19 protein-coding genes are annotated in these 22,501 nt (G+C 37.4%); 2 read left to right on the forward strand and 17 right to left on the reverse strand.

Annotated features, from left to right (window positions below):
- Nucleotides 1–1,123: 1,123 nt before the first annotated feature.
- The 5 genes from ACFQIC_RS15860 to ACFQIC_RS15880 form a co-directional block, all read right to left on the reverse strand.
- Nucleotides 1,124–2,338: an EAL domain-containing protein gene (locus ACFQIC_RS15860; protein WP_204711623.1), complete on the reverse strand. Its 1,215-nt coding sequence runs from the start codon at nt 2,336–2,338 to the stop codon at nt 1,124–1,126.
- Between the two features lie 277 nt (nt 2,339–2,615).
- Nucleotides 2,616–3,269 (reverse strand): reverse transcriptase-like protein, encoded by a 654-nt coding sequence (locus ACFQIC_RS15865; protein WP_204711625.1) that lies wholly within the window; start codon nt 3,267–3,269, stop codon nt 2,616–2,618.
- Between the two features lie 81 nt (nt 3,270–3,350).
- Entirely contained in the window at nt 3,351–4,046 is a 696-nt protein-coding gene (locus ACFQIC_RS15870) for a DUF421 domain-containing protein (protein ID WP_390217400.1), read from the reverse strand.
- A 212-nt stretch (nt 4,047–4,258) separates the two neighbouring features.
- A complete protein-coding gene (locus tag ACFQIC_RS15875; RefSeq protein ID WP_204711627.1) occupies nt 4,259–4,597 on the reverse strand; it encodes a hypothetical protein in 339 nt (112 codons plus the stop codon).
- A gap of 58 nt (nt 4,598–4,655) precedes the next feature.
- A complete protein-coding gene (locus ACFQIC_RS15880; RefSeq protein ID WP_204711629.1) occupies nt 4,656–4,865 on the reverse strand; it encodes a hypothetical protein in 210 nt (69 codons plus the stop codon).
- A gap of 249 nt (nt 4,866–5,114) precedes the next feature.
- On the opposite strand from ACFQIC_RS15880, the gene rlmN reads away from it, so the two are divergent.
- Nucleotides 5,115–6,200 carry a dual-specificity RNA methyltransferase RlmN gene (rlmN, locus tag ACFQIC_RS15885; protein ID WP_204711631.1) on the forward strand — a complete coding sequence of 362 codons (1,086 nt, stop codon included), beginning with the start codon at nt 5,115–5,117 and terminating at the stop codon, nt 6,198–6,200.
- A 367-nt stretch (nt 6,201–6,567) separates the two neighbouring features.
- Here the strand turns inward: rlmN and ACFQIC_RS15890 are convergent, their stop codons facing one another.
- The 6 genes from ACFQIC_RS15890 to ACFQIC_RS15915 all read right to left on the reverse strand — a co-directional run bounded on the left by ACFQIC_RS15890 (nt 6,568) and on the right by ACFQIC_RS15915 (nt 14,802).
- Nucleotides 6,568–7,776 carry a Bcr/CflA family efflux MFS transporter gene (locus tag ACFQIC_RS15890; protein WP_204711633.1) on the reverse strand — a complete coding sequence of 403 codons (1,209 nt, stop codon included), beginning with the start codon at nt 7,774–7,776 and terminating at the stop codon, nt 6,568–6,570.
- A 554-nt stretch (nt 7,777–8,330) separates the two neighbouring features.
- Nucleotides 8,331–9,002: an HAD family hydrolase gene (locus ACFQIC_RS15895; protein WP_204711635.1), complete on the reverse strand. Its 672-nt coding sequence runs from the start codon at nt 9,000–9,002 to the stop codon at nt 8,331–8,333.
- Between the two features lie 184 nt (nt 9,003–9,186).
- A complete protein-coding gene (locus ACFQIC_RS15900; RefSeq protein ID WP_204711637.1) occupies nt 9,187–9,738 on the reverse strand; it encodes a GNAT family N-acetyltransferase in 552 nt (183 codons plus the stop codon).
- 78 nt (nt 9,739–9,816) lie between these two features.
- Complete coding sequence (locus ACFQIC_RS15905) at nt 9,817–10,320, reverse strand: GNAT family N-acetyltransferase (RefSeq protein ID WP_204711639.1); 504 nt, start codon at nt 10,318–10,320, stop codon at nt 9,817–9,819.
- Between the two features lie 1,946 nt (nt 10,321–12,266).
- On the reverse strand, nt 12,267–13,595 hold the full coding sequence (locus ACFQIC_RS15910; RefSeq protein WP_204711641.1) for a 2-hydroxycarboxylate transporter family protein: 1,329 nt from the start codon (nt 13,593–13,595) through the stop codon (nt 12,267–12,269).
- Between the two features lie 31 nt (nt 13,596–13,626).
- Nucleotides 13,627–14,802 carry an NAD(P)-dependent malic enzyme gene (locus tag ACFQIC_RS15915; protein WP_204711643.1) on the reverse strand — a complete coding sequence of 392 codons (1,176 nt, stop codon included), beginning with the start codon at nt 14,800–14,802 and terminating at the stop codon, nt 13,627–13,629.
- 1,021 nt (nt 14,803–15,823) lie between these two features.
- Here ACFQIC_RS15915 and ACFQIC_RS15920 point away from each other — a divergent pair.
- Nucleotides 15,824–16,006, forward strand: coding sequence for a DUF6440 family protein (locus ACFQIC_RS15920; RefSeq protein ID WP_204711645.1), 183 nt, complete (start codon nt 15,824–15,826; stop codon nt 16,004–16,006).
- 615 nt (nt 16,007–16,621) lie between these two features.
- Here ACFQIC_RS15920 and ACFQIC_RS15925 read toward each other — a convergent pair.
- The 6 genes from ACFQIC_RS15925 to ACFQIC_RS15950 all read right to left on the reverse strand — a co-directional run bounded on the left by ACFQIC_RS15925 (nt 16,622) and on the right by ACFQIC_RS15950 (nt 22,164).
- Nucleotides 16,622–17,083, reverse strand: coding sequence for a DinB family protein (locus tag ACFQIC_RS15925; RefSeq protein WP_204711647.1), 462 nt, complete (start codon nt 17,081–17,083; stop codon nt 16,622–16,624).
- A 117-nt stretch (nt 17,084–17,200) separates the two neighbouring features.
- Nucleotides 17,201–17,911 carry a response regulator gene (locus tag ACFQIC_RS15930; protein ID WP_204711649.1) on the reverse strand — a complete coding sequence of 237 codons (711 nt, stop codon included), beginning with the start codon at nt 17,909–17,911 and terminating at the stop codon, nt 17,201–17,203.
- Nucleotides 17,908–19,512 (reverse strand): DcuS/MalK family sensor histidine kinase, encoded by a 1,605-nt coding sequence (gene dcuS / locus ACFQIC_RS15935; protein WP_204711651.1) that lies wholly within the window; start codon nt 19,510–19,512, stop codon nt 17,908–17,910. The genes ACFQIC_RS15930 and dcuS overlap by 4 nt, the downstream gene beginning before the upstream one ends.
- A gap of 195 nt (nt 19,513–19,707) precedes the next feature.
- Nucleotides 19,708–20,484 (reverse strand): PAS domain S-box protein, encoded by a 777-nt coding sequence (locus ACFQIC_RS15940; RefSeq protein WP_204711653.1) that lies wholly within the window; start codon nt 20,482–20,484, stop codon nt 19,708–19,710.
- A 218-nt stretch (nt 20,485–20,702) separates the two neighbouring features.
- Nucleotides 20,703–21,485 carry a GNAT family N-acetyltransferase gene (locus ACFQIC_RS15945; protein WP_204711655.1) on the reverse strand — a complete coding sequence of 261 codons (783 nt, stop codon included), beginning with the start codon at nt 21,483–21,485 and terminating at the stop codon, nt 20,703–20,705.
- The gene (locus ACFQIC_RS15950; RefSeq protein ID WP_204711657.1) at nt 21,478–22,164 is read right to left on the reverse strand and encodes a glyoxalase; all 687 of its coding nucleotides are present in this window, start codon (nt 22,162–22,164) and stop codon (nt 21,478–21,480) included. Before ACFQIC_RS15950 ends, ACFQIC_RS15945 begins: the two co-directional genes overlap by 8 nt.
- Between the last annotated feature and the right edge of the window lie 337 nt (nt 22,165–22,501).

Consider the following 22,501-nt stretch of genomic DNA (forward strand, 5'->3'; position numbering starts at 1 on the left):
GGCAGCCATTCCTAAGTTTGCATGCAAATCTTGATAGCGGGCGGTCCTATTAAAATCCTTGATATAGAGAAGTTCATTGCAATAGAACACGGATAGTGGAAGATAGTCCTTCTGGGAAAGGGATTCGTTCCTCACACATCGAAGCGGGGGCTTGGGAATCTCCCCGTTTCCTAGCCACCCATCCTTTGCTTTTAATGAACGGCCCTACTGCCATGAGTCGTCTTCTGTGTTCGCTACACCATATGGAACAAGTGTGCAGTTGCAAACTCCCATCTATGAATAGCCTATGCCTACTATTAGAAGAACCACCTCCTGAGGTTTTCGTTTCCACACAAATGCAAGGAGGTCCGGGAAATCGCGAGACTCCTATGGGATGAACATGATCGGTGAGATCCTGCAGGGCGATAGCCCGAGGAAGCTCGCCACATGCCCATGGAAAGCGAGTGATTTCCCGGACCTCCAAACGCTTTCAACCATAACGGAAACAACATCTCTCGAAGCTGAGTCTTCAAGTAAAGGATTCTTTAGTTGAAGAAGAAATATAAAGAAAAACGCTTGGACATTAAAATGTCCAAGCGTTTTTCTTTACCAATTGTAATGTTATTTAGTATGTTAATTGGTTCGATAATTCTGTTGCTATTTTTCCCTCTAAATATGTTTTTGTACTCCAAAACTGAACTATTTAATTTTAATGCCCAAGTGTTTTGTTTGTTATTTGCTTGTTAAACTAAATACCCATATTATAGAAAAATCAACTTTGAGACATTAGCAAATAGCATACCAATTAACATAGTAATTAGCACGTTGGCATCAGCTATTGTCATTATGTTTTTGGGTTGCGATTTTGTATGATAATTCAAGTGTTAATTTCCCATAACACTTGAATTATAAGGGAAAAATAAAAGACCAAATCAAATGCGATTTGGTCTGCTAATAAGTATGCTATTTCAAAAATTTCCCCACCGAACTACTTAATTCAGTGAACTGAGTTTTTTTATTTAGTTACAAACACGGCAAAATTAGTGATACAAATCAAGCTGTAAGCTACAATTTATAATAGTTTTCAAAGATTTTTTAATAGGAAACGATCGCCAGGTTCACGACTTCTCTATATGTGAATAATTTAAATGAGCAAAGATTCATTCTCATAAATAAACGAATAACAAAGATCAATAAACAAAAAATGATCATTCGTTAACGGGAAACTAAACGTACGTATCATTTCCCTTGTCTCAATATCCGAATAATTCTCAGATAAGATGCCTCTGCTCCAGGTTTTCATTTGCATCGTATTTTCTAAAAAATACGGACGAAACGCCCAATTAGAACCTTTCTTTTGTGGCTCAGCCTTCCATAGATCTTCATGCTTTCTAAAGTTGGAAGACACTTGATCACCATCACTGTCACAAACGAACATACGAAAGCTTTCCTCATCAAATTGACTAATAAGACTCTCGAGAAACAAATCTGCTTTTTTCGTACCTTCCCATTGCGGAAGTAAATCCTTAACCTTTTGTTCCCAGTGTAAAACGTGATTCATCCGCTGTTGCACTAAAGACTTTTCACGTGAAATGTATTCAGCGACCCTTTGTCCAACATTCACAGATAATAAATCGTTAACTGCAAGGTCAAACCCTGGTTTCGCTAAATAGTGTCCTTGGTAATAACGTCCTCCATGTTTCCATGCAAAATGTAGCTGAAAATTATCCTCAATATTTTCAAAAAGCAACTCAGCCCCTATACGCTGCGCTAACATAGATAAAGAATACATAATATCATGAAAGCCATCTGAGTTATGGTTACGAATAATACCTGTATCAATTTTTAAGATGTTAGGCTCGAGCTGACGGATACGGTCAATGTTAGAGCTTTTCGCCCCAATTTGGTCAACAGCAACCTGGATCCCATACGTTTTATAATAGAGAAGTAGGTGATTCAGATTTTCAAATTCTTCATCAAAATCATGTTCTGTCACCTCTAACACTATTCTGTTCATCGAAAACCCTTTTTGCTCAAACATAATTAACGTTTGCAATAAGTCTTCCCCGTCATTCACCATTAATTGTTGAGCATTTCGATTAATAAATAAATAACCATCCTTGTTCGCCTCAATCATTTCAGTGATTGCTATGTGCAATAAGTGCTGATCCACATCCACTTTAAACTCGTCAGGTACATCCGTATCATGAAAAAATGCACCAAGACTTACCCATTCTTCACCATTGTAAACTCGACCTAATACTTCATAACCAATGACTGTATGTCTGATAGCACTTACAATTGGTTGATAAACAGGCTTTATATTATGTAGATTTCCAACAATATCTAACGGATCCATGTATGTATCTCTCTCCTTCATGAAGCTATTCTAATACCAACCAATTTTCACGGAAATATTAGATAAAATACCCTGCGCTTTTCATGGTGTGTTTATTAGGGTTGCATAAATAAAATAAACTAAATGTTACTTCTTTTTTTATTCTATCATGCGCAAGAGCGGGAATCATCTACGCAGGAAAAGTTTTCTATAAGAAAATATTGTACACAGAAAAGCATCAAGACCCCTCCACTGAATCGACACGGATGGATCATGACGCCTTCGAAGCTATTGTTTTCTACGTTTCACTTGTACTCGTTATTTCAATTTCCTTTAATGCTTGGGAGGCTAACTGATCTGCTTCCTGATTATCTTTCCGTGACACGAGTCTATAATCTGGATCAATACCTAACTTCTTTAGTTTACTTTCAACTCGATCAGCCCATTTTGATAATTCTTCATCAAAACACGCCCATTCTTCTTTTAACTGATTGATAACAACTTGGGAGTCTCCTATAAATTTAACAGGCAAATGATGAACACCTAAAAGTTCCAATTCTTTTAGTCCAAGATGAAGTGCTGCATACTCCGACTCATTATTCGTATCAAGTTGTTCGACTAACGCATTTTTACGAAGGCGAAACGCTTTTCCATTTTGCTCATAATAGATCGCACAACCTAAACCTGATCTTTTCGTTTCTCGATCAAAACCACCATCAAAATACACCGTGACGTTGTGTGGTTCGGTCTGAATGCCCTTCATATATTCCTTTAATTCTTTCAACGTCCATGTATGATCATAACTATCAATGAACGTTAAACTCTTCGCACGCCCTGTTTTCTCTAAATCCTCAGCAATTAATATGGCTTTCCCAGCCTGCATCTCATCCGAACTGAATATTGTCTCGGTTCGTTTTGGTGTTTTATAAGTAACTTCGATTCTGACATTCAAAATAAGACCACCCTTAACAAGGTTGATTTAGATAAAAATAATAATTCCCTTTATAACCATTGTACCCTTATGACTAGAAAATTATATAGCACCGAGGTCTCCATTTCCATTATCGACTTTTAACGAATGATTGGTATCACGGACTGTAGCATAAAAAATACTTTTTAAATTTGAGTAACCTGCAGCTTTGAGTTTGTTTATTAACCATTCTTCATCTTTTTGAATTAAATTTAAATTATGATGCTGCACTTTTCCTTCGATCACTACAGCTATAGGCAACCCTTCGTATTCTATTTTATAACCTAACATTTTAGGGGTCACTGGCAGGTTATGTTCTTTAGGCATTACACTAATATCACCATTCGGTTCTAAGATCGCATACTGTATGTCTATAATATCAGGGTATCCTTTACTTCTAATACTTGATAATAGTTCTCCTAAAGGAAAGCGATTTTTTTCTAGATTTGATTTAATTAGCTTACCGTGTTTAATCAAAATGCTTGGCTCTCCGATAACTATACGATTAAACACCCTAAGAAGATTAAGTCTTGATAAAACAATATGTATTGTAATAACAATACCGATTCCTATTAGTGCTTGGCCAATCCCATCAACTTCAATCGGTTTAACAGCAAGTGTAATAATGAAAAAGATAATAATAAAATCATGAGGAGTGAACTGAGCTAATGCTGATTTACCCATAAACCGTACCATGACAATAGTTACGAGTAATAATAAAATCAATGTCCCTATAAATAAAAACATAACTCTCAACACCCACCTCTATTTTGAATGCTAAATATGTACCTAAGAAATCCTCTACCTTATTGTGCAGAAACATGTTGAAAATATACTTTTGAAATTAGTAGGAGAACTTACTTAAGTAAAAGTAGTAACAGCTTATATTTTTAACATATCTTATTTTAAAAAGCGGCCCCTCCCTAATGGAAAAGCCGCTCATTTTTAGCCTTATGCTCTTATTAGTTATGTCATTGGTTTGGATCTGAAACTTGTTGTAATCTTTGATCCATTTCACCCACAGGATCTGACACCTGTTGGAACGATTGATTACTCATATCATGTACTGCTGACACTTGTTGCAAAGCCTGCTCATTATTGTCTGACACTTGCTGTAATGTTTGGTTATTTTTAACCTTTTCTAATATGTTTGTCAATTGTTGATTTTGTTGATTGTTAAGTCCATTAGAAACCATTTGAGGAATCTGTTGAAAGGTACCATTTCTGACACCTTTAGAAATTCCATAAACAGCTGCTCCAGTTGCACCTAAAGCTAACAGAGAAGTCATCATCCCACGTTGGTTGCCCATAAATATTAACATCCTTTTCTAAAACTAAAGTATTTGTTTTCCACTTTCAATTGCTTTGTTATGAATTATTAAATGTCTGAGAAATTTCCTTTTTGGCAAGTTCTTCATTGGCGGACTCAAGCTGTTTATGCTCATCAACTGAGTCTCCTGCAAACCTGTATTCTATATCAAATGGTTGATTAGAACTTCGTCTATTTTCCACACTTATTTCCCCATTTGTATTTGTTTCTGTAGGAAAACCAAATTTCTTTTTAGGTTGTTTTTTCATTTTTCCACCTCAATATATAGGTTGTGTTTCAAATCTTTTTTTAATTCTTGCTACCAAATGTTTTTACAAAATCTTTGCGATTCATAGTAGCTGAATAGTTGGAGAATGTAGATAGTGAACGAGTATTAACACTGAATATCCCTATCACTTTAAGTTGAGCCAAAATTAGGATTATAATTTATTGGTTGTTTACTCACTCCAAATCGATTACTATGGGAATAGCGAATTTTTTTAAAGAGGAGCGTATCTATGAAACAATCCATATACGGATTAACGCTTGAACAACTGACCGCCTGGCTTGAAGAACATGGAGAGAAGAAGTTTCGTTCTAAACAAGTGTGGAATTGGCTCTACCAAAAACGTGTGACTGATTTTTCACAGATGAAAAACTTGAACCAATCCAGTATTGATCTTTTAGATGAACATTTTACGATAGGGACTTTAAGAGAAGAAATTAAACAAGAATCAAAAGACGGCACGGTTAAATTTCTATTTAAGTTGGACGATGGAAACGTAATCGAAACCGTGCTTATGCGTTTTAACTATGGACTTTCGGTTTGTGTGACCACGCAGGTTGGCTGTAACATTGGCTGCTCGTTCTGCGCAAGTGGTGTTTTACGTAAACAACGCGACTTATCAAGTGGTGAGATTGTCGAACAAATTATGCAAGTTCAACAGCACCTGGATCAACAGAATCAAGATGAACGTGTTAGCCACATTGTTGTTATGGGGATTGGCGAACCTTTCGATAACTACGAAAACTTGATCGACTTCTTGAATGTAGTCAATGATCAAAAAGGCTTGTCTATCGGTGCACGTCACATTACAGTATCCACTAGTGGAATCGCACCAAAAATGTACGAATTTGCGGATGAAGGGATTCAGATCAACTTAGCCTTATCCATTCACGCACCCAACAATGAACTTCGCTCACAAATCATGAAAATTAATCGAGCCTATCCATTAGAAACACTAATGCCGGCGATCGATTACTATTTAAAGAAAACAAACCGTCGTATTACTTTTGAGTATATATTGTTAAAAGATGTCAACGATCACAAGAAAGAAGCTGAAGAGCTCGCTAATTTACTCCACAACAAGCGCCATTTATCGTACGTCAACTTAATTCCGTACAATCCTGTCGCTGACAACCCGTACGAACGGAGTGAAAAAGAAGCCATTCTTACCTTCTATCAGACCTTAATGGATCGTGGGATTAAATGTGGTGTTCGTACCGAGCACGGAACGGATATTGATGCAGCTTGTGGTCAACTTAGAAGTAAGCAAATTGAAAAAGAAAAAGCACTTAAAAACAAAAGTCTACAAGAAACCTAAACAGCATAAGGCATTAGCCTAAGTAGTTCAGTTTTGGAGTACAAAAACACAACTTGTACCCCTGTAACTGAACTACTTTTTTTATAGGCTCTTGTTTCAGACTCGCCTCGTCCGAAGTATACGGACAATTTGTATTCATTAGTTATAATATAGAATGGTGGAAATATCGGCATGAGGAGAAGGCGATCGTATATAGCTCGCTTTCCACGGGAAATATATCTGGTTAGATGTATAACTCACTACGCTAAATGTATAAAGATAAATTCAATTATAGCCCTTCTCCCTTTGCGTCATAAGAAAGTATTTGAAAATGACCTTTAACCATACGAAAATAAAAAAATGAAGGGACTCAGCCCTTCAAATCCAATCAAGCTTGTTCTGTTTGGTTCTTCTTCGTTAATTTAAAGAAGGCTATGGAACCAATAAACGAAGTTGTGAATAATGTTGCTCCCATAGGAATAGCTGTCGTCTCATTAATACCAACAAGTGGTGAGACCATCGACCCAAATAATAACGGAAGCATACCTAACACAGCACTTGCACTCCCTGCACGATGTCCTTGATTTTGCATCGCTAGTGTAAAGGTACTTGTCAAAATCATTCCCATAGAAGTCATGTAAATAAATATCGGGATCACAAGCGTAGGCAGTGGCCCTTCGATAATTGTCATGATAAGAAGTACAGAAGTTGCACTTACAGCAATAATCACCGCTGTTCGAAGCAAACTCCTTTCATGAATGATTCCACCCAAACGCCCAATAATAAAACTCCCTGTAATAATAGCTAAACCATTAATACCAAAGAGAACACTAAAGACCTGAGGAGACACATTATAAATACCTTGATACACGAAAGGCGTCCCAGATACATATGCAAAACTTCCTCCATGGATAAATCCGATAGTCAATGCGTAACCAATAAAAGATCGATCTTTCAAAATACTACCTATCGTACGAAGAGAATGTCCAAGCGTACTTGGTATCCGCTTATCTTCAGGTAAGGTTTCCTTTAACTTCATAGCCACAGTAAAAACAATGAGCAGACCGAGAAAACTTAAAAAGTAGAAAATCGTATTCCAGCTTGCAAATGGCAAAAGCAGGATAGCTCCACCTGCCATTGGAGCTATCATAGGCGCAGTTGCATTGATAACCATTAAAAGCGCAAAAAATTTCGTAAGGTCTCTTCCGCTAAACACATCACGAACGACCGCACGAGAAAGCACTACACCTGCTGAAGCAGTGAAACCTTGTAAAAATCGGGCGGCAATCAATGTAATAATATTGGGAGCTAATGCACAAAGAAGCGATGATACAGCAAATAAGAAAATCGATATCATTAAGGGTCTCTTTCTACCCCGGGCATCACTAATCGGCCCGACAACGATTTGACCGACCGCAAGTCCGATTAAACAAGTCGTTAAACTTAGCTGTACAAGCGAAGCACTAGCCCCTAAATCATTTGCTATACCGGGGAAACTTGGCAAATACATGTCAATATTAAGTGGTCCTAATATTCCAAGCATGCCGAGAAGAAAAGCTAATCCTAAACGCTCTTTTCCTTTGGGATTATGTAGCATGAACCTAAAAACACCTTTCCTATCTAACTACTCTTTTAACAACTATTTGGCTAGTATGGCATTATATGTAACAGAAAGTAGTGTTAGTTTATTTACTATATAATATGTTTAAATACCTTCATTTCAAGAATACACTTCGAAAATTATACGCACTTCTCTCCTCCTTTACGTTATACCTGTTAGTAAGTATACCAATTAAAATACCGGATCGTTAATAAAAGAGCTTGCTGTCACTCTAATTTATTTACCAAAGTGGAAAAGAAAAATGTAAATTCCCCTCCAGTCAATCATCCCGCTTGTTTTGCGGACAAAACGTCTCCTGCTAAGCTAACAAATCTAAATTTAAATGCACATTATCGCTTAACATAGCCAATAATCGTACCATTTTAAATTGAAAAAAATTTTCTGTCCATATAATAGTGCTTTAGTTGAAGAAAGAAGATAAATTAATTATGTAAAAAACGCTCAAGTGGATTGTGACCGTTGCTAAATTCACTTAAAAAATGAGGCACTAATCGACGTGCGATTTGTACACCTGATTCGTATGCGATTTATTATTTTAACCTCGATGATCCCGTTACAATTAAAGGTAATTCTGCTAAATCTTCAATTATGAAATCAGCTTCAACATTATTCCATTGGGGATCCCTTTTCCAAACACCTTTCATACCTACGCTTTGAGCAGCATGAACGTCTTTTTCTGGATTATCTCCAACAAATATACTTTGATTAGCCGAGACTTTCAGTTGGTCTAAAGCTTTTTTAAAAATTCGAGGATCAGGTTTCTTCACCCCTTCCCATTCAGAGACTAGGACTGCTTCAAAATAATTCTCGATACCTAAAGCCTTTACGTTATCCAATTGAAAATTCCCTTTTCCATTTGTGACTAACCCTAGACGGAGATGGTTACTTTTCAATTCCTCTAACATACTATGCAGATTAGGAAATGGAACACTATGGTGCTTAAATTGAGTTATGTAATCGTGTAGTAAATCTCCCCAGGTTATTTCCGTGATATCAAATTCATGAACTAGTTGTTTATACACTTTATCCTTCCAAACATACCCTCGATCATCAAGTTCGATAAATCTAGTAGTATAGCTTTCTTTTGATATATGACCTATCGATGAATTCAATCGTTCGTGTTGATTATAAATGAAGCTCTTTACTGACTGATCTCGATTTAACAACGTCCCATCCAAATCAAAGAAGACAGCCTCTATCATTTCTCTACCACTCCCTAATCTTCTATAGTTCGATATGTAGCACCCTTGACGAGTTATGAACGTCAAGCCACCTCTCAGCTTCACTTACTAACCATTTATTACTACTGGTCTTTCTATTTCTGATATTAGATAAAATGTATTCAATTTTTCAATTCAATTAGACACCTCAAGAGTGATATCTTTTCTATCTATTCTCTGGCATCCATTCCTTTGAAAGGATACTGTACATAATGCAATCATGGTAATGGTCATACAAATACTCCCCCTCTCTAATCACTCCTTCTTGCGTCATACCTATGCTTTCTGGAATACCTCTACTTTTTTGATTATCAACACCACATTGAATTTCAACACGATTAAGGTTATATTCTGCAAAGGCATAATCGATTAATGCCTTTACTGATCTTGTTATAATCCCATGACCTTGATACTTTTCGGATAACCAGTAACCGATGCTAGTTTTTCTGTTCGACCAATCAATCCCGTGAAATCCAGTCATTCCCACTAACTTTCTTTTGTAGAAAATGCCTACTTGAAAGCCATCACTAAGAGAAAATTGCTTCAGCCACTCTTCGATTATCGGCACATAATCCTCCTCTTGTTTCATGCTATCCACCCACGGAAGCCACTCCCTTAAGTAATTTCTTGACTCGTCTACCAAAGCAAACAATTCTTTGGCATCACCCTTTTCAAGTAATTTCAGTGATAAATTATTATCAATTGTTAAAGTAAACATAATTATTTATCTCCTTCATTTTATTAATTAAATTTTCCATTTTAAAAGTAAATCTTTTAACCTTTGAGCGTATAAAAATCAAGATACTGAGTAAACAAGAACATCTTGGTCTGAAAACACAATCTCTTTTTCAAGACTCATTCCAATTTTCTCAGCTATTACAATAGAAGCGACGTTTCCAGGTTGAATTAAGGCAATCAGTCTTGGCTCACCTAATACCTGCAGGCCATACTCTTTAAGTGCCTTAGCCACTTCTTTTGCATAACCAAGTCCCCAGTATTGACGGCAAATCCAATACCCTATTTCTATCTCCTTCTTGCCATCCACTATTTGCGGAACCAAGCCGGCATGGCCTACTGGTGTTTCGTCATCTTTTCTAAAAATTTGTTGTAATCCAAATTCTGAACCACTTTCGTATGTATTATAAATCCAATTCAGAAATTGCCTTGTACCCTTTTTATCTTTCGTCTGTCCATTCCCAATGAAACGCATCATTTCAGGGTCAGACAACATAGTCATTAAGAACTCTTCATCTTGATCTTCATAAGGTCGCAATGATAATGTTTCTGTAGATCGTTTCATTCTGCACGTCCCTTCATATTTCTACTAAAATACTAGTAAAATGTTACGACTACTATTCTACTTCATTTCGGTATTACTCAACCACTTCTATATAATAAACCACAAACCATGATGACTCCTCTTTTTCTATTCAAACTTAATCATGTAAACAAGCTTATAATAACCTATCATAATGAAAACTATTGATAAGATATAGTGAAATATTATACTTAATTTCTTCAAACAAAAGTAAAGCTAATATCGCCACTCATTACTACCTCACTTTATATACGATTTATATAAGTTCACGTTTCATTACACGACATGTACAAAAATTCTTTTGTTTCATAATAAGCTAGTCAACTCTCATTCAATATACCATTTTCGAAGAGTCATACATATCTATACAAAAGAAGGCGTGCAAATGAACGTAAGCAGTTCCGATACTGTGAAGAAAGTGTAAAACATTGGAAGCACTCCTAAAATAGCACATAAAAACGCACTGGATAATCCATAAGTAGATCCGTTTCGGTGGAGAAACATACGAATTAGCAGACCAAATCGCATATGATTTGGTCTCTTGTTTTCCCCTTATACATCAATGATTATGGGATAATAACACTTGACTTATTATACAAAATCACAACTCAAATAACATAATGACAATAGCCGTTGTCAACGTGCTAATTACGACTCCGAGATTGTGCGGCTGTTCCGTCATCAGTAGGAGGAGAAGGTGGTCGGAACATCTACGAATCTATGAAGTCGGCACTTAGCTATTGATATAACAGCATGTTTATCCTCTATTTTCATTATGGAGGAAGGCCTCCTATTCGGGTCCGTTCGTGAAAATAAAGCAGAGAGGGCAGGGACAAGCGGAATAGACGAGCCCCACAGAGCAAAGCGAAACCACTAAAAAAGTCTTTACAAAGAAAAATACAATGAGACCACCCACTATATCGGTGATCCCATCGTCTTTGCCTTCTTTATATTGATTGATTTAGTTATTGTTCTCTTATATTACGTTTTTCAGTTGCCATAGCAAAGCTCGAGAAGACTCGGCGTCTGCCCGCGGAAAGCGGGTCGTTTCCCATCCCCATTCTCCGATGAAAAGCAACGGAACCGCCATTCTTTTATTGAATTATCCGAGGCTTTAAGCGATATTCATGAAAGCACCTTCCAGCCCAATTCTCACTCATAAGGAGTGCTTTTCACTTGAATCACCACATCTGATGCTTCCGTTCTCCTTACGAAAGCAAGAAGGTCCGGGAAATTGCGAGACTCCTCCTTTAAAAGCGGAGGCGCCTTGGTCAGCGGCGTATGGACTGGACTGAGCTGTCGGAGATAAAGGAAACACGAAGAACATCGTGATTCGATGTTGACTTATCGTACAGAAGCGAGGGAAGTCTCACTAGCCGCTAGGCGCTGGAGCTGGATAACACCGATAGGATTGATGAACGGATGTAGCTTTCGTACTTATAAGACGTAAGAGCTGGGATGAACATGATCGGTGAGATCCAGCAGGCGTAGCCTGAGGAAGCTCACCACATGCCCACGGAAAGCGAGTTATTTCCCCGACCTTCTAACGCCATCCTTTGTAACGGAAACCAGAATCCAAGCGTTTTTTCAATAAGATTGTCTTTCCTTGACTTAAAATAGACTTTTTCAAAGTGGTTACGCGTCCTCCATATGGCATGGAAAACGAAGAGAATCAATCTTGTGATAAGAATAGACATGATTTAGACCCCACATCAAAACTAGGAGAATCATCATACACCCACAGAAAGCGAGCCGTTTTCCCCGACCATTCTTTTTTCCAACTCTTTATTCAACCATACTGCTCATTTTAAAACACCGGTAAAAAATACAGACCAAATCATTATACGATTTGGTCTGCTAATTGATAAGTTATTCCGTGTATTATTCACCGAGACTACTTACGAATGAACGCACGCCTTTTATTTCTCCTACATGAACAGAGGTATGATCAATCCTGCTAATAACAGAATAATGGCTCCACCTAAACGAGAAGATATTTGTGCAAACGGCATAAGTTCCATTCTTTTAGAAGATGAAAGTACTGCAACATCTCCTGTACCTCCCATATTAGCCATACATAATCCAGCAGTAATAGCAGACTCAATCGGATAGAAGCCAACAACTTTCCCAAGTAAACCAGCACCAATGACGGCTCCGATTATAACACCGAATACAGTTAGAATGTATTGCAGCGTCAACGCTTCAATTACTGTGTTTAAATCCGTATAAGCAATTCCAATTCCAAATAGTAATGCAAGTGTCCAGTTCTTTGCTACAAATTTGTACCATTGATTGGCACCTTCTAATACAGTAGCCGGAATCACATCAGCAATTTTTGCAATAGCTACAATAATAATCATTAAAGCATAAGGGTGTAGAGGAATAAATCCACCTAGTAATGTGCCTACTGTAAAAAATAGAAGCGCAGCCATTAACCCTACTCCCATTTTTTGAATGTCGTACTTCGGTTTTTCTTCTTTGTACTCAAAACCTTTAAGAAGCTGTCCATTTCCTGTGAGTGAAGGGACCTTCTTCCCTAAGATATTAAGCATACTTGCAAGAATTATTGCAAAAACGTTTCCTAAAGCTAGAGCTGGGACGAGCATAGATATATAATAACTAGGGTCATTTCCCATTAATTCGCTATAAATTTGACTCATTGGAACAGCACCTGCTCCCATTCCGCCACCCATAATTGGCATGGTTATAACAAGAACCGCGTCTCTTAATGAAAAGCCGACTAAAGATCCTAACAAACCAGCAACAAGCATAGCTCCGATCACTGCACCAAAAATCGGTAAAAAGTATCTTAAACCAACTTTAACTAAAATTTCTTTATTCATTCCTAAAATACTACCAGTAATAAGGGCGGCAATATAAAAGTTTAAGAATCCTCCCGTTTTCATAAAATCAGTAATCATTGTAACCGTAGTATCAGGTAAAAATCCTGCATACACCATGTAAGCCGCTCCGAAAATAGCTATAATCGCGCCTCCACCTAAGTACGTTTTAACAAAGGGGGTGTGGTCACCAATCCAGCCAAATAGCTCTCCCAGAACCATCATAATGAGTAGGCTGCCGAGCATTCCTCCAGGTAAATTACCTGTGTACATGCTGACCATTGTAATTGCCGTAAATATAAAGAACCACACAACAGGCATTCCAAATATTGTGATCGATTTCTTTTGATTATTTAATGGAGTGACATTTTCCTTTGATTGCTGATAATCGCTCACTCTTTCTGCTGAACTTTGCATGTAAATCTCTCCTTTCAATATTACGTGTAATTTAGGAATGTACTAAGTTTTCCGTTTTCTCTTTCACCGCTTGTTCGACTGCATCAGCAACTGCCATAGCCACTGATTCATTTAAAGCTCTAGGAATCACATAGTCCGAACTTAATTGATCTTCTGAAACGATTGCAGCGATTCCTTCTGAGGCTGCGATTTTCATATCTACGGTTATATCTCTCACATTCATGTTCAAAGCCCCTCGAAATATCCCCGGAAAGGCAAGCAAGTTATTAATTTGATTAGGGTAGTCTGATCGTCCTGTTCCAACCACCACTGCTCCTGCATCTTTTGCTTCCTCCGGATAAATCTCAGGAATTGGGTTTGCCATCGCAAAAATGATGGGTTCGGGAGTCATCATATGGATTTCTTCCTTACTTAAGGCTGCTGGACCTGAGACTCCGATGAAAACATCTGCCCCTGTAATTGCATCACTAAGTTTTCCACTTACCTGGTTGGGATTCGTTTTCTCCGCCATAGACTCTTGCATCTTATTCAGCCACGGTTCACCTTTCTTTACAATCCCCTCCAAACTAACTAAGACAACATCTGTAAAACCTGCATTTAATAAAAGGTCAGCAATTGCTAATCCGGCCGCTCCTGCTCCATTAATTACGATTCTCGATTGCTTTTTAGTTTTTTTCACTAGTTTCAGTGCATTAATAAGAGCGGCTAAAACAACGATGGCTGTTCCATGCTGATCATCATGAAAAACAGGTATATCTAATTCTGCTTTTAAACGTTTTTCTATTTCGAAACATCTTGGTGAAGAGATGTCTTCTAGATTAATTCCAGAAAATGTAGGGGCTAACGCTTTAACAATCGATATAATTTCTTCAGTGCTTTTTGTATCTAAACAAAGTGGAAAGGCGTCGATTCCAGCAAAGTTTTTAAACAAAATGCTTTTGCCTTCCATAACGGGCAAAGCCGCTTTTGGACCAATATCACCGAGACCTAAAACAGCTGTACCATCAGTAACGATCGCTACCATATTACCTTTTGAAGTTAAGGTGTCAGCTGCTGAAGGGTTTGTAGCAATCTCTTTACAAATTTCTGCAACACCCGGTGTGTACACTAAACTTAAATCCTCTTCTGTAATGACAGGGACTTTACTTGTGACCTCTATCTTTCCCTTATATTTTCTGTGTAGATTTACTGTCTCTGTATTATTCATTGTTTTGACCTCCAATCTCAAAGAAATCGCTTACATTTATAGGTTTCATCATAAAATTAATTTCTGAATTTTCCTATAATATGAAAGTAAAAAACTTATTGTAATTAAAAAAAGCAACCATTTTTATGGTTACGTAGTTCCGTTTTGGTGGAGAAACATACGAAATTGCATACTAATTCGAAGACCAAGTAGGTAATTGTAGAGTCTGTGAAGGATTGTTGAAGATTCGATTCCGAGATTGTGCGGCTGTTTCGTCATCGGTAGGAGGAGAAGGTGGGCGGAGAAATAACTCGCTTTCCGTGGGAGTATTGAAGACTGATACAGACCAGGAAATAGATCTATTGAGCCATGAGATAAGTTGTTAAAAATCGGGTGTGATAGCCTGTTTATATGAAGTGTAGGAGGCTTACCTGGTGTGTATGCCTACCATCACCACCTCCCCTTGTGAAGACCGTTTCTGAATTTATATTACAGATATCAATAGTACAGAATCTATTAATGGCAGAAGTGAATCAATTTCATGGCACAAGCAGATTATTTTGATGGCAATATTCACACAGTACCTCCGATTTTCATAAAAAGGATTCCGTTCCACTCTTCATAGTCATGAGGGTTGGGCAACCTCTAGACTCCTTGCGGGAAAGGCTTGCCGTCTTCCCCGCGGAAAGCGAGTGGTTTCCCATCCCCCATTCTCTGATGAAAAGCAACGGAACCGCCATTCTTTTATTAAACAATCTGAGTATCCATTAAATGCTGTTATATCAATGTTTATGTAAAGTTAACATATGAAATAGCATTGGAATTAGCATACTAAACAGGGTTCCAATTGGATTGTTATTTGGGGTGTAATTTTAGAAAAAACAAATTTAGCAATGTTGTTTATCAAACCAAAGAACAGAAAGGTAAATAGGAATTTTATGTTAAAATACATAGAGAGAGTTTGTGAAAAATCATTCTTAAACTAACGCGCAATAGTTTAACAAATCAAGTTTTTTTATAAAAAATAAAGGGGGAGAAAAAAATGAAAAACAACCGTTTTGAAGCTATTTATAAACAGGGCACACTAGAACAGTTTAAAGTTATTCGTGATAATGAGACAGGGGTTCTATATTTGCTGAATAATACTGGTTCTGGTGGTGGGTTAACCGTTATGGTTGACCAAGAAGGAAATCCATTAATAGATGAAGATTTTAAAAAGCAGTAAAATATCTACTTGCGATCACATCATTTTGCGATATGTTTTAAATTCTTTCTATTATTCATTAACGGGGCTCTATTTGAACAAGACAATATAAAAAAACGAAACGCTTGGACATTAAAATGTGCAAGCGTTTTTGGGTGCTAATTATAGTGATATATCGTGTAATAATTACACTGGTTATTCTCATTTTCTCCAATGTATCGGAACTACTTATTTTATGGCTGTGCTATTTGATATGTCAATCTTGATAAGCGTAAAGATAATTGTGATTTTATGTTAAAATAAATGAATAAATACGCTAAACTAACGGTCTGTATTGTTGAAGACTCTATTCCGAGATTGTGCGGCATGAAAATAGGGGATAAACATGCTGTAATATCAATGGCTACGTGCCGACTTCTATCGTTTGTTGATGTTTCGTAGCTCTTCTTCATGGCAAGGTGGTCGGGGAAATGATGAGACTCCTGTGGGATTAGAGGACATGGTGAGACCCCGTAGGACGAAGTCCACGGAGGCTCACCGTACGCCCACGGAAAGCGAGTTATTTCCCCGACCACCTTCTCCTCCTACCGATGACGGAACAGCTTTTATACCGCAGCAAATAGAAACAATCATTTTCTACTCATTCAATAGCTGATTTATTTGAGTGAAATGAAGTTCATCGTGCTCTACTAATCGTGAAAAATCAGTATAAAGTGATAGTGTCTTGTTTCCAATACTAAACTCCTTTTCCCATAGATCATCATCTAATTCACTTATTTTGCTGATAAGATTTTCCCTAACCTCAATAAATTCCTTAATAATTTCTTCTTTACTTCTTCTCCTGCTATTTGCAGAGGCATTTTCATTAACCTCTTCAATATTCGGACTTGGCGACATTTCCGATTCATTAATTAAATACGGAATACGCTCGATAAAATACTTATCCCAAGGTATAAGGTGTCCAACAACTTCGGCTATTGTCCATTTACCTTCAGCAATCGGTGTTCTCCATTGGTTTTCAGATAGATTTTCTAAATTATTAACCCAATTAATAGAGTGCTCACAATGAGATATTATTTTTTCTTTTTTACTATTCATTATATCGACCCCTCTTTTTTTATACTGCTGCTATTACACCACTAACCCAAGATTAGACAAAATTTTATATAATACAAACAATAACCTCCATCTATCTTTGCCCAGTGTATTTGTCAACTATTCTACTGAGAAGTCATATTCAACTTCACTATTTCCTTTTCGTTCATATTGATAAACCGGACGGCCTACTCCATAAATAAGCGTTTCTTCGAGAAAGTCGATTTCCTTAAGAAACTTCAGATATTTCCTTACTGAAACTCTAGATATATCTGTCACTTTAGCAATGTCATCAGTAGAAAATGCCACTTCCCCTTTATTTAAAATAACTTGAACTATACTCTCGAGAGTTGTTTTTGTCAGACCTTTAGGGACTTGAACTCTTTTATTTTGATTACGAACTGGCTTACTAAATAATTGATCAAGCTCAGATTGACTAACATTCCTTTTCTCATTAAGTACCGAATGATTTTCTTTATACTTAGTCAAAGATTCATGAAGTCGCTCAAATTCAAAAGGTTTTATTAAATAGTCAACAGCACCAAATCTTAAAGATTGTTGAATTTGTTCGATATCCGAGGCCGCAGTAATTAAAATAACATCTAATTGCTCATTTTTTTCCCTTAAGTCCTTTAGCAAGTCTAATCCATTACCACCTGGCATATAGACGTCTAGAAGCATTAAGTCTATTTTTGCTGTCTGGAACCATTGATGGGCCTCCTCAACATTAGCGGCTACCCCAACTAAACGGAAGTCCTTCATTTGTTCGACATACTTTTTATTTAACTCTGCCACCATTGGATCATCTTCTACAATAAGCACTTGAATCATTCTTCTCCCTCCTCCGCTTCATAAGGTACTATGATTTGAAAGCTCGTTCCCTCTCCGAGTTTGGATTCCATTTCAATCGATCCTTCAAGTGAATCGACACTGCTTTTAACTAAGTATAATCCATACCCTCTATTCGGGCCTTTTGTCGAAAATCCCTTATGAAACACCTCTTCCTGACCATCTTCATCTATGCCAGGGCCTGTATCATCCATCGTTACAGTCAGTAAATCATCCACATTTGACATCGTAATTGAAATTCGCCTTTCTTCCCGTGACCCAAAGCTTTCAATCGCATTATCCAATAGGTTACCTAAAATGGTGATTAATTCGTGGGTTTCAGCCGATTCTTTTGTCTTAGGAATTACTGTTTCACACGTTAAGAATAGCTCAACATTTTCCTCACGTGCATAACTTAATTTACCAATCATAAAGCCAGCTAACGCCGGGTCTTTAATATATTTTGTCACTGACTCCGCCTCTTGAATTTGGTGATCAACAAGCTCCTTAATGAAGGATTTGACTTCATCATAATATCCCATTTTAATCATGCCAAGTAGCACATGAAGCTTATTTCTAAATTCATGGGATTGTGCCCGAAGTGATTCTGCATACAACTTGACCCCTGTCAGCTGTTCAGCTAATCGATTCACCTCTGTTTTATCACGAAATGTAGAAATCGCACCTACAATTTCATCATTTACAATTAAAGGTACACGATTGACAATAATCGAGGATCCATAAATGACTTGCTCTTCATCTAACTCAGCTTCCCCTGTGTTCAGAACGCGGTCCAGCATAGATTGTGGGAGATAATCAGAAATGTGCATACCAACAGGATCATCTGCAGAAACTCCGGCTTTTTGAAAAATCTCTCGAGCCGACTTATTCACTAGAGTGATATTTGCTTGATGATCAACCGCAATGATTCCTTCTCTAACAGAATGCAACATACGGTTTCGCTCTTCATGAATCCTCGCAATGGCAAAGGGTTCTAAGCCAAACAAGCTCTTCTTAATATATCTCGCCAACAGGAATGCCCCTATAATCCCAACAAGCACACCAATTAAAGAACCAATGAGAATATTTTGATGACTTTTTTGCAATGAAGCTTCAACAGCATCTAAAGAAATACCAACAGAGACAGCACCAACTTGCTCTCCGTCCTCTGCAAAAATAGGGGTGAATGCACGAACAGAATGACCTAAAGTTCCTTCTGATGTTGATATATACTCTTCCCCATTCAATACTCTTTTCTCATCCCCACCAACGAAAGTATGTCCTATCCGATCAGGATCAGGATGAGACTTACGAATCCCTTCCATATTCATAACAACAACAAACAAAACATCTGAAGCGTCTTGAATACTCATCGCATATTCTTGAATAGCTTGATCACTTGAGTCATCGATTAATTCTTCTCTTACCATCTGGGATTCTGCTACTGATCGTGAAACAATAAGTGCTTTTTCTTCTAACTGGTCACGAATATCATCACCTGTATTATCTGTAATCAATAAATCGGTTATTAACAATGAAAGTAATACAACTAAACAAACGTAAAAAATGATCATTGTGCTTAATTTGAATCGATGTTTTGGCATGTAATGTCTCCTGTTTATATAAATACTTTTTCCTTGTTAATTAAAGTGTATCATTCCATTCCACTTATGGACTTTCTTTTATTCAGAAAAATTTGGGTCCTTAACGATCGAAACCTTCAACCGTAGTATCATGGAAATCAGAATACAAAAAAGCTACTGTTATTTGGAAAACTCAGTAGCTTCTTATCATCTTATTTATTTGTTTATATGTTTAATCGCCTGTTTAACCGTTCCAATCGTATGCATCTTAGACAAATCCTTCCCAATTTCGACCGCCTTACGAGCCAGTTCAGGACGTATACCTGTAAAAATCGGGTGAATACCTAACAACTTGACAATGTCATTAATATTAAAAAGGAACCCAACGACGACCTCATCCAACTTATAAATTCCTGAAAAATCGATAATCAGATAGTCCAGCTCAAGATGCTGGAGTTTTAAAGGAATGGTGTCTAACAGTTGATTGACGCGATCCATATCTACCCGCCCTGCTAGTGGGATGATAGAAACACCCTCTGAAACAGGAACAACCGCTGTCGCAAGCTCATTAATTTCGTGTCTAATTTCTGATAATTGACTTGCTGTTGATTTATGTTCAGTAATGTCTCTTACTACAGACTGAATAGCTGAGCGATCACCATATTCAACGGGTGTGCAAGTCAATTCAACATCTACAAAACTGCCATCACTTTTCACTAATGTTTGTTCAATTCGATCAGCTGGCTCGCCCGTTTTAAGGACTTTACTTATTCGTTCAATAATAGCATCTTTTTCATCTGGCTTAAAAATCCCTAACGCTGATGCACCGATAACATCTTCTTGTACGGCTTTTAAAAAATCAGCACCAGATTGGTTAATGTAAAGAACCTTTTGATCAGCGTGAATAATCGTAGGTTCAAATGAATACTCAATAATTTTCTGGTATAATTCTTCCTTCTCATTTACTTTGAGACTGCCAGTTGAATCAATCATATGATCTCTCCTCAAATTTACAAAACTAGCCTATCCGATTAGTACGTATAATAGTAATTCGAGTAATTCGATATATTATTATAATTTCCTACTACTTCTCAATCAATATTTTAAATAAAATGAACGCATTTGTCGACCTTTGCGCTATAAGTACTGCGAATATAGGTCATGAGTCATGTCTAATTCCTGCTAATTCTGTATTTGATCGGTAAAATCTATCACTCGCTACCTAATGCGGGAGATTGCAGTCCATACGTATATGCAAGACAAACAAAGCCATCCTTTTCTAAGATGGGACGACTCATCGGCCTGGCATCAACCGTAAGAACACCATATCCTTTTTCTAAAGCCTTCTTAGCCCGTGCCGTTAATAAAGACGTGTAGTATCCTTTTCCGCGATAATTCGTCCTCGTTGCCCCTCCCCAAAGACTCGCAAAAGACGAGTTCATTTCAAAATACATCCAGGCTGCGCTCACTAAGTGATCATCTTCATAGATCCCATAAAGAAATAGAGAATCAGTATCATTTTGTTTATCTCTCCATAACCGCTCTCCTAGTTCTGCATGCGACTCGTTCCAAATTTCATCAAGTAAAGAAATAATCTCTCCTATTCCTTCTCTTCCTGATATCTCGACTAAATGGAGTGGAACAGGTTTATATAACAAAGCTGTGTTCTCTGTAATTTCCAAGACCATTAAGGCTTCCCGTTCTTCCGCTTCAAATCCCTCTTCAATTAAAATTTCCATAAGATTGTCTGGCTTATCGTAACTATATACTTTCCATTCAAAACGCTGACCGAGCTCCTTAAAATAATCCACTTGATCTCGAATGACTTTTCTCGCATTCGTGCCATCCAAATTGGAAGCAAGAATGAATCCAGCTTCGTTGTGTTCGGAAATGTGTTTCACCACATGATTGGTTTCTATCCTTTTATAGCCTAATGCATTAGCCTGCACACGTAATTCCTTATGAAAAATGTCTAGCAATGTATTTTTACTCAAAGCGAAATTCCTCCCTTTTTCCACACATCATATTCCCATCCTCATCTAATGCGATAACTCTCCTATCAGCAAGCTCAATTATCTCAGGATGTAAACTAGATAGCTGAGGGGAAAACAGCCACTTCCGATTTTCTGGACCTAATAGTATATAGCACCCACTTTCACCAATGAAATTTAACCCTTGGTCATCGATCATCTCGTTATTACGAACAGGGAGCCCAAGCTGATTTAACCTTCGACCATTACCTTTGACGTCATTTGAAGTTAGACTTATTTCTCCAATATCGAGGAGACTTTTCATAGTGAACGATTCGTTTTTTTCTACACTATAATCAAACCGAACGATAAATTCGACGATGTTACCGGCCGGGTCATGAAAATAAAAAGCTCGAGCATTCATTTGGTCAAAATCGATTTCGTCCTCTCCCTCTTCCACATTCAGTTCGATTTTTGACTGGATGTACCCTTTAGCACTTTCAAAGTGATTAGTCGCGAGGTTAAATGCATAATGATAGAAGTGATGATTGTCGCTTTTATAAAACTCAAGCAAGCTTTTTCCTATTTGGATACAGAAATGATTAGTATAATTTGAAATAACAGGAAAATTTAATAGTCTTATGTAAAATTGCCGTAACTCTTCTAATCTATTCGTAAACAACGTGAGCTTCTTGAGTTGCAATCGATAGCCCCTCCTTCCATCTAACGTTTACCATTATGTTACCACATTAAGGAAAAATGTGACCGCTTGAAAGAGTTGATACAGTTTTTGCTTATTAAATGCAACACTTTTTTCCTGTTAAGGACTGCCCTTTTATTTGTAAGAGTGTGTATGATAGTCTTAACAATCATACAACCACTGTTACTCTTATCGATATGATGCTCACGAAAAATGTATACACACTAATAATTATGCACATTGACGAAGTTGTGCTTGTTGCGCTAACGCCGCAGTATTGTTGAAGACTCGATTCCGAGATGATTGTGTGGAGAAAGGGGCGGTGGGGAAGGAGTCGCTT

The sequence above is a fragment of the Halobacillus seohaensis genome, from assembly GCF_042663045.1.
GTDB lineage: Bacteria > Bacillota > Bacilli > Bacillales > Halobacillaceae > Halobacillus_A > Halobacillus_A seohaensis.

What these genes read in the sequence shown, in the direction of transcription:
- ACFQIC_RS15860 (WP_204711623.1), bottom strand. Translation starts at nt 2,338, where the DNA reads ATGGATCCGTTAGATATTGTTGGAAATCTACATAATATAAAGCCTGTT.
- ACFQIC_RS15875 (WP_204711627.1), bottom strand. Translation starts at nt 4,597, where the DNA reads ATGGGCAACCAACGTGGGATGATGACTTCTCTGTTAGCTTTAGGTGCA.
- ACFQIC_RS15880 (WP_204711629.1), bottom strand. Translation starts at nt 4,865, where the DNA reads ATGAAAAAACAACCTAAAAAGAAATTTGGTTTTCCTACAGAAACAAAT.
- rlmN (WP_204711631.1), top strand. Translation starts at nt 5,115, where the DNA reads ATGAAACAATCCATATACGGATTAACGCTTGAACAACTGACCGCCTGG.
- ACFQIC_RS15890 (WP_204711633.1), bottom strand. Translation starts at nt 7,776, where the DNA reads ATGCTACATAATCCCAAAGGAAAAGAGCGTTTAGGATTAGCTTTTCTT.
- ACFQIC_RS15895 (WP_204711635.1), bottom strand. Translation starts at nt 9,002, where the DNA reads ATGATAGAGGCTGTCTTCTTTGATTTGGATGGGACGTTGTTAAATCGA.
- ACFQIC_RS15900 (WP_204711637.1), bottom strand. Translation starts at nt 9,738, where the DNA reads ATGTTTACTTTAACAATTGATAATAATTTATCACTGAAATTACTTGAA.
- ACFQIC_RS15905 (WP_204711639.1), bottom strand. Translation starts at nt 10,320, where the DNA reads ATGAAACGATCTACAGAAACATTATCATTGCGACCTTATGAAGATCAA.
- ACFQIC_RS15910 (WP_204711641.1), bottom strand. Translation starts at nt 13,595, where the DNA reads ATGCAAAGTTCAGCAGAAAGAGTGAGCGATTATCAGCAATCAAAGGAA.
- ACFQIC_RS15915 (WP_204711643.1), bottom strand. Translation starts at nt 14,802, where the DNA reads ATGAATAATACAGAGACAGTAAATCTACACAGAAAATATAAGGGAAAG.
- ACFQIC_RS15920 (WP_204711645.1), top strand. Translation starts at nt 15,824, where the DNA reads ATGAAAAACAACCGTTTTGAAGCTATTTATAAACAGGGCACACTAGAA.
- ACFQIC_RS15925 (WP_204711647.1), bottom strand. Translation starts at nt 17,083, where the DNA reads ATGAATAGTAAAAAAGAAAAAATAATATCTCATTGTGAGCACTCTATT.
- ACFQIC_RS15930 (WP_204711649.1), bottom strand. Translation starts at nt 17,911, where the DNA reads ATGATTCAAGTGCTTATTGTAGAAGATGATCCAATGGTGGCAGAGTTA.
- dcuS (WP_204711651.1), bottom strand. Translation starts at nt 19,512, where the DNA reads ATGCCAAAACATCGATTCAAATTAAGCACAATGATCATTTTTTACGTT.
- ACFQIC_RS15940 (WP_204711653.1), bottom strand. Translation starts at nt 20,484, where the DNA reads ATGATTGATTCAACTGGCAGTCTCAAAGTAAATGAGAAGGAAGAATTA.